This is a genomic window from Pseudoalteromonas sp. MER144-MNA-CIBAN-0113, from assembly GCF_040308965.1.
GTDB lineage: Bacteria > Pseudomonadota > Gammaproteobacteria > Enterobacterales > Alteromonadaceae > Pseudoalteromonas > Pseudoalteromonas tetraodonis.
Map to the genome: position 1 here is coordinate 1 of NZ_JBEOOG010000114.1, position 6890 is coordinate 6890.

Genomic DNA, 6890 nt, shown 5'->3' on the forward strand with positions numbered 1-6890 from the left:
GCCAATCAACACCTGATATCGATAGTCTATTACCGTGGAATTTTAAAGGCTAGGCGGTGATCACCGGACGGATACGCTGTTTTGCCGCAATATTCTACTGCGTCATCGCAACGAAGTAGCGCAGCGACTCCAATTAGTCGGTATTTACTTTGAGGTTTTTTATGATCATTAAAGCGAGCTTAATGGCGTTAGTGACTGAGAAAAATATAATTTTGCTTTGTTAGTGGCTTTGATTTAGGATCAAAACAGTTTAAAACCAAGAATGATTTGCCTGTGTATAGATTATTAATTAGCGCCTTATCCATTTTCTTTTGTGTTTCTGTATCTGCAGTTGAAGTAACTGATCTATATCAAGATATTTTGGTTGTAGAAGATAAATCTCGTGATGCGCGTTTAGACGCTAGTCGCAAAGCGCTTCTTAACGTACTAGTAAAAGTGAGTGGTGATAAAAGTGCAGATGAAAATCAGATAGCACAGCAACGCACCAAAGATATATCTGATTATATGCTTAAATTTGAATACGATGAGCGTATTCCTGGAACGCTTAAGTTACTAGTTAAATTTGAAGCGCGAAAGATCAATGCACTAATAAAAGATCTTAATTTGCCGTTGTGGGGAGCTCAACGCCCACTGGTTGCCATCTGGTTAGGCATTGAAGATAACAGGCAGCGAGAGCTGGTTACTCAAGAGAGTTATCCTCAGTTAGAGCAACTGATTTACGACAAAGCAAGCCGCCGCGGTTTACCGGTTGTTGTGCCTTTACTCGATTTACAAGACAGACGGCTTGTTGGTGTCCCTGAAGTTTGGGGAAATTTTTCTGGGCCTGTAGAAGAGGCATCTAAACGCTACAGTGCTGAGCGAAGTATTACTGCTAGAATGTATCAAGCGTTTAACTCTGATAATTGGGTACTAGATTGGCGCTTTACCAATGATGAAATGTTTGAATCTAACCGTATCACTGGCTATAGACAGCAAATTGTTGCGCAAATGATTGATGATTTAGCACAAGGTTTAGCTGGTGAATATGCGATTGATCCTAATGCTTATTATGAGCAGCGTACTGCCAATTTAACTTTAAAAGGGACTGAGAGCTTTGTTGATATTGAATTGGCTAAGCGCCGTTTAATGAATCTAAGCGTAGTAACTCAAGCTGTTATTTTACGCAAAACACCCGATTCGGTTGAGTTTGAGCTTCATCATACGGGGACTGTGAGTGACCTTAAAAAAGCCCTTGGCCTGGATAACGCCTTTAAAGACTATGTTGATCCTCGTGCTTTTTATCACATAGTTGATGAGCAAAGCCTAGAGTATCAATGGGTTGTAAATTAATGCTAACTCAAGAGCCAATACAAATGGCATTGCCGGTTACTTTACCGGACGATGAAACATTTGCATCCTACTTTGGCGGTGAAGACTCACTTGAGGTAAATCATCTCAAAGATAGCTTTTCTAAGCTTGCTCACTCTTTTCAGTATACCTATTTGTGTGGCTTAGGAGATTCTGGTAAATCTCACTTACTATATGCCACTTGTATTCAGGCACAAGAGCGTGGCTTATCTAATATGCTGCTTTCCATGCGCGAGGTTATTCATTTTGGACCAATGGTTTTAGATGGGCTTGAAGCATTGGATGTATTGTGTATTGATGATGTGCACTTGGTAGCAGGCAATGATGCATGGGAAAAAGCGTTATTTAACTTTTTTAATCGCTTTAATGAGCCCAATAAAATGCTGGTAGTGACTGCCGATTTACTGCCTAACATGCTTAATATTAGCTTGCCCGACTTAGAATCCCGTTTAAAGTGGGGCACTACGTTTCAAATTCGTTCTATGAGTGACGATGATAAAGCACAGGCGCTGGTTAAGCGTGCAAATATGCGTGGGCTTGAACTGAGCGATGAATGTGCGCGATTTTTATTAACGCGTTTGAGTCGTGATATGCGTGCTTTATTGGATGTATTAGACAAATTAGATCACGCATCCATGGCTGCACAACGAAAATTGACTATTCCTTTTATAAAATCAACGCTAAAGCTGTAGTAGGTCTAGAATCTAGACCCTGCTTTCAGTTATCATTAGCTAACTAAATTGTAATCACCTTCTGTGAAAGATCAGGTATCGAATGAACTTAGAAAACATATTAGCGCAAGCACTTGAGGCGGTAGCCAGTGCCAGTGAAATCGCGCAGCTAGAAGAGATCAGGGTTAACTATCTTGGTAAAAAAGGCGAAATTACCAGCTTACTTAAAACGTTAGGTAAAATTGCCCCTGAAGAACGTAAAGAAGCAGGCCAAGTAATTAACCAAGCTAAGCAAGACGTGCAAGTTGCGATTAATGACAAGCGTGAATTGTTAGCAAGTAAAGCATTAGAAGAAAAACTAGCGGCAGAAACAATCGATGTAACTTTACCTGGGCGTGTTATGCCATCGGGTGGTTTGCACCCAGTAACTCGCACCATTGAGCGTATTGAAAGCTTCTTTGGTGAACTTGGGTTTGCTGTTAAATCAGGCCCTGAAGTTGAAGATGATTTTCATAACTTTGATGCGTTAAATATTCCAGAGCATCACCCAGCTCGCGCCGATCACGATACCTTTTACTTTAATCCTAAGTTGGTTTTACGTACTCAAACCAGTGGTGTACAAATTCGTACTATGGAAACTGAGCAACCGCCACTGCGTATTATTTCGCCAGGGCGTGTATACCGTAACGATTACGACCAAACACACACGCCTATGTTCCATCAGGTGGAAGGGTTGATGGTTGATACTGATGTAAGCTTCACTGAGCTTAAAGGTATTTTACATGACTTTTTACGTAACTTTTTTGAAGAAGACATGGAAATTCGTTTTCGTCCTTCATTCTTCCCGTTTACAGAGCCTTCAGCAGAAGTGGACGTGATGGGTAAAGACGGTAAATGGTTAGAAGTATTAGGCTGCGGCATGGTTCATCCTAACGTACTTAAGTCTGTAGGCATCGATCCTGAAAAATACACAGGTTTCGCTTTTGGTATGGGTGTTGAGCGCTTAACCATGTTGCGTTACGGCGTAAACGATTTACGTGCGTTTTTCGAAAATGACTTAAAATTCCTAAACCAGTTCCGTTAAGAGTGAAGAGATAAAATGAAATTTAGTGAAAAGTGGTTAAGAGAGTGGGTAAATCCTGCAATTGATACGCAAGCTCTTTCGGAACAGCTTTCAATGGCTGGTTTAGAAGTAGATGGCGTTGAGCCGGCAGCAGCCAAATTTAATGGCGTTGTGGTAGGTGAAGTGGTTGAGTGTGGCCAGCACCCTGATGCAGATAAACTACGTGTAACAAAAATTAATGTTGGTGGTGATGAACTGCTTGATATTGTTTGTGGTGCACCAAATTGCCGCCAAGGTATTAAAGTTGCAGTTGCCACTGTTGGCGCAGTGTTACCAGGCGATTTCAAAATTAAAAAAGCCAAACTTCGTGGTCAGCCTTCACACGGCATGTTATGTGCGTTTGATGAGCTAGGTATTAGTGAAGAAGGCGATGGCATTATGGAATTGCCACTTGATGCGCCTATTGGTGCCGATTTACGCGAATATTTAGCGCTTGATGACAACATTATTGACGTAGATTTAACACCTAACCGTGGCGACTGTTTAGGTATTAAAGGGCTTGCCCGCGAAGTCGGCGTACTTAACAGTATTGATGTAAATACATTAAGCATTCCAGCGGTAACCCCGACAATTGAAGACAAAGTATCTATTGAGTTGGTTAACGATGATGCCTGTCCTCGCTATTTAGGGCGTGTTATTAAGGGCATTAACCTAGACGCTGAGACGCCATTATGGATGGTTGAAAAGCTACGTCGTAGTGGTGTACGTTCAATTGATCCGGTTGTTGATGTGACTAACTTTGTATTACTAGAGCTTGGCCACCCAATGCATGCATTTGATTTAAATGCGATTGATGGTGGAATTAAAGTACGTAGTGCAACCCCAGGTGAAGAGCTGGTTTTATTAGACGGTAATACGGCTAAATTAAATGAATCGACATTAGTGATTGCCGATCATCATAAAGCGCTAGCCATTGCTGGTATTTTTGGTGGTGAGCAATCTGGCGTTACTGACAAAACAGCTGATATCCTGTTAGAAAGCGCATTCTTTAACCCTGTGGCTATTGCAGGACAAGCACGCAGCTATGGTTTGCACACTGATGCATCTCATCGCTATGAGCGTGGCGTCGACTTTGCACTACAACACGATGCCATGGAGCGCGCTACAGCGTTACTTCTGGAGATTGTAGGTGGTAACGCAGGTCCAATCGTTGAAGCTGTTGCTGCAGATAAACTACCAAAAGTAACTGAAGTGCGTTTACGTCGTTCACGTTTAGACCGTGTTATTGGTCATCACATTGACGATGCTAAAGTAACCGATATACTTACGCGTTTAGGTCTTGATGTTAAATTTGACAATGATAGCTGGAGCGCTGATGTACCAAGCTACCGCTTTGATATTCGTATTGAAGAAGATTTAATTGAAGAAGTAGCACGTGTATACGGTTACAACAGTATTCCTAATGTGGCACCAACTGCAAAACTTAAAATGACCACACATGATGAGTCAACTGTTGCACTGAGCCGTTTTCGTAATGCGCTAGTAACCCGTGGCTATCAAGAAGCCATTACTTACAGTTTTGTTGATCCTAAAGCGCAAGCTATTTTACATCCAGAGTGTAACGCATTGGTATTGCCTCACCCAATTTCAATTGAAATGTCAGCGATGCGTGTAAGCTTAATGCCTGGCTTATTGGCATCTGTTGCGTATAACCAAAACCGCCAGCAGCCACGTATTCGCTTATTTGAACACGGCCTTAAGTTTATCAGTGATGAAAATGCTGAAAATGGCGTATACCAAGTGCCTGTTATTGGTGGCGTTATTACTGGTTTGGTTCATGGTGAGCATTGGGTTGAAGAAAAACGTAACGTTGATTTTTATGACCTAAAAGGGGATGTTGAAGCATTACTTGCAATTACCAACGATGTTAGCCGCTTTGAAATTAAAGCTGAGCAATCGGATGGTCTTCACCCTGGCCAGTCTGCCGTTATTTATGTTGATGGTAAAAAAGTAGGTTTCTTTGGTGCATTACATCCTCAAGCGCAAAAATCGTTAGATATCAACAATGCTACTTTTGTGTTTGAAATTGAAATGTCGGCATTAGAAAAAAGAAATTTACCTCAAGCTGTAGGGGTGTCTAAATTCCCATCAAATCGCCGCGACATCGCGATTTTAGTACAAGACAGCGTTAAAATTGGTGATATTTTAAACGTCATCGGAAAAGTTGGCGGAAATCAATTGGTTGACCTAAACTTATTCGATGTGTATAAGGGCAAAGGTATTGAGCCAAATTATAAGAGTTTGGCGATTGCTCTAACACTGCAGGCGGTTGATAGAACACTCGAAGAGAAAGATATCAATCAGGTAGTTGATAACGTGGTGGCCGCACTGGCCGAACAGTTTAATGCATCGTTGAGGGACTAGATATGGCGCTTACTAAAGCCGACATAGCTGAACACCTATTTGAAAAGCTCGGGATCAATAAAAAAGATGCCAAAGATTTAGTTGAAGCGTTTTTTGAAGAAATCCGCTCAGCGCTTGAAAAAGGCGAGCAGATTAAGCTCTCTGGATTTGGTAACTTTGATCTTCGAGATAAGAAAGAAAGACCGGGACGTAATCCGAAAACGGGAGAAGATATTCCAATTTCAGCGCGTCGCGTAGTTACTTTTAGGCCGGGGCAAAAGTTAAAGACCCGTGTCGAAGTAGGCACAAGCAAAAAATAAACAAAAAGGCAGCGCAAGCTGCCTTTTTTGTATCTGTTGTATTATTTCCGGGGAGAAATAAATTTTCCTTGGTTTATTTGGTGTAATGTTTGCTCGGCGAGGGCATCTAAACTGTCTAAATTCTTTTCTTGTGCTATTAATTGCTGCTCAATTAATAATATATCGATATTTTTTATACCAGAGAGCTCTGCTATTTTGGCAAAAATGTACGCGTGCTTATATTGGTGGTGCTTATAGAAAAGGCTAATTAAAGAGGTGTATATTTCTGGATCAGGTATTTGCTTAGCTTGATTTAATGCCAATGTGTTGTATAAAAAATCAATTGCTTTTTGCTCATCAACTTTAATGTAATAAGACGCTAAATAAAATTGCATTTCAGCACTTGTTTTCACCTCGGGGGTATTTTCTAGAGCAAGTAGTCGGGTGAGTGCCGTTTCATCATTGTTTCTTGACCAATGGTAATAGAGTAGGCCAGGGTGAGTGGTTGCTTGTGTTTGCTGATAAATACGTGCCATTTCTCTATTACTGGTGAGGTAGGCTCGTCGACGGGCGGTAGTTTTACCTTTTAGTTTTATATGCTGAATATTAGCGGCTAAGCCAATACATTGGTTGTAATGCTCAAACGCTTTGAGTAGTTGATATTTGTTCTCATCGGTTGGTTGTAAGGATTCGAGGTAGCGATAAAAGATTGTACGTTCTCGCTGCGCTTTACAGTGACTATCTTGGTTAAGATCATTGCACATGGCGGGTGATTGCACACAAATATCTTCAACGGTTAAAGATTCTTCACAGCCTGTAAGCAAAATTGCAAAGGCGAGGGTTATGCGCTTAAAAGCCATCCGAGTCTCTCAAATTATTATGGTCTGTTGACCTTTCAAGGTTGAATTTGCAGCAGTCTGTTTGGTATTGAGACAAGGCCGAGCCTATGTGGTGTGGTTATTCCCCATAAATAGGCGATAACGTTGCATCAATGCCAAACAGGCGCTGCCCGAAGGGTTCTGCCTAGGTGCGATTTACTCTTTGTTGCCTACATGGATGTAGGTCTGTCTCTTGATCACAACTTTTCTGTCTGCTGAATTGATATTA

At 41.3% G+C, this 6890-nt stretch carries 6 protein-coding genes; 5 read left to right on the forward strand and 1 reads right to left on the reverse strand.

What is annotated here, in order from left to right; all coding sequences use genetic code 11:
* Positions 1-273 precede the first annotated feature (273 nt).
* The 5 genes from AAEY57_RS18270 (at position 274) to ihfA (ending at position 5804) form a co-directional block, all read left to right on the forward strand.
* Positions 274-1329: a DUF2066 domain-containing protein gene (locus tag AAEY57_RS18270; protein WP_024603125.1), complete on the forward strand. Its 1056-nt coding sequence runs from the start codon at positions 274-276 to the stop codon at positions 1327-1329.
* Positions 1329-2039, forward strand: a complete 711-nt coding sequence (hda, locus tag AAEY57_RS18275) for a DnaA inactivator Hda (protein WP_024603126.1) — start codon at positions 1329-1331, stop codon at positions 2037-2039. Before AAEY57_RS18270 ends, hda begins: the two co-directional genes overlap by 1 nt.
* A gap of 82 nt (positions 2040-2121) precedes the next feature.
* Complete coding sequence (gene pheS, locus AAEY57_RS18280) at positions 2122-3102, forward strand: phenylalanine--tRNA ligase subunit alpha (protein ID WP_013464600.1); 981 nt, start codon at positions 2122-2124, stop codon at positions 3100-3102.
* Between the two features lie 15 nt (positions 3103-3117).
* Positions 3118-5505 carry a phenylalanine--tRNA ligase subunit beta gene (pheT, locus tag AAEY57_RS18285; RefSeq protein ID WP_350608470.1) on the forward strand — a complete coding sequence of 796 codons (2388 nt, stop codon included), beginning with the start codon at positions 3118-3120 and terminating at the stop codon, positions 5503-5505.
* A 2-nt stretch (positions 5506-5507) separates the two neighbouring features.
* Positions 5508-5804 (forward strand): integration host factor subunit alpha, encoded by a 297-nt coding sequence (ihfA, locus tag AAEY57_RS18290; RefSeq protein WP_008114070.1) that lies wholly within the window; start codon positions 5508-5510, stop codon positions 5802-5804.
* A 41-nt stretch (positions 5805-5845) separates the two neighbouring features.
* Here ihfA and AAEY57_RS18295 read toward each other — a convergent pair whose 3' ends face one another.
* Complete coding sequence (locus AAEY57_RS18295) at positions 5846-6643, reverse strand: DUF2989 domain-containing protein (RefSeq protein ID WP_350608471.1); 798 nt, start codon at positions 6641-6643, stop codon at positions 5846-5848.
* Positions 6644-6890 lie beyond the last annotated feature (247 nt).

What these genes read in the sequence shown, in the direction of transcription:
- hda (WP_024603126.1), top strand. Translation starts at nt 1,329, where the DNA reads ATGCTAACTCAAGAGCCAATACAAATGGCATTGCCGGTTACTTTACCG.
- pheS (WP_013464600.1), top strand. Translation starts at nt 2,122, where the DNA reads ATGAACTTAGAAAACATATTAGCGCAAGCACTTGAGGCGGTAGCCAGT.
- pheT (WP_350608470.1), top strand. Translation starts at nt 3,118, where the DNA reads ATGAAATTTAGTGAAAAGTGGTTAAGAGAGTGGGTAAATCCTGCAATT.
- ihfA (WP_008114070.1), top strand. Translation starts at nt 5,508, where the DNA reads ATGGCGCTTACTAAAGCCGACATAGCTGAACACCTATTTGAAAAGCTC.
- AAEY57_RS18295 (WP_350608471.1), bottom strand. Translation starts at nt 6,643, where the DNA reads ATGGCTTTTAAGCGCATAACCCTCGCCTTTGCAATTTTGCTTACAGGC.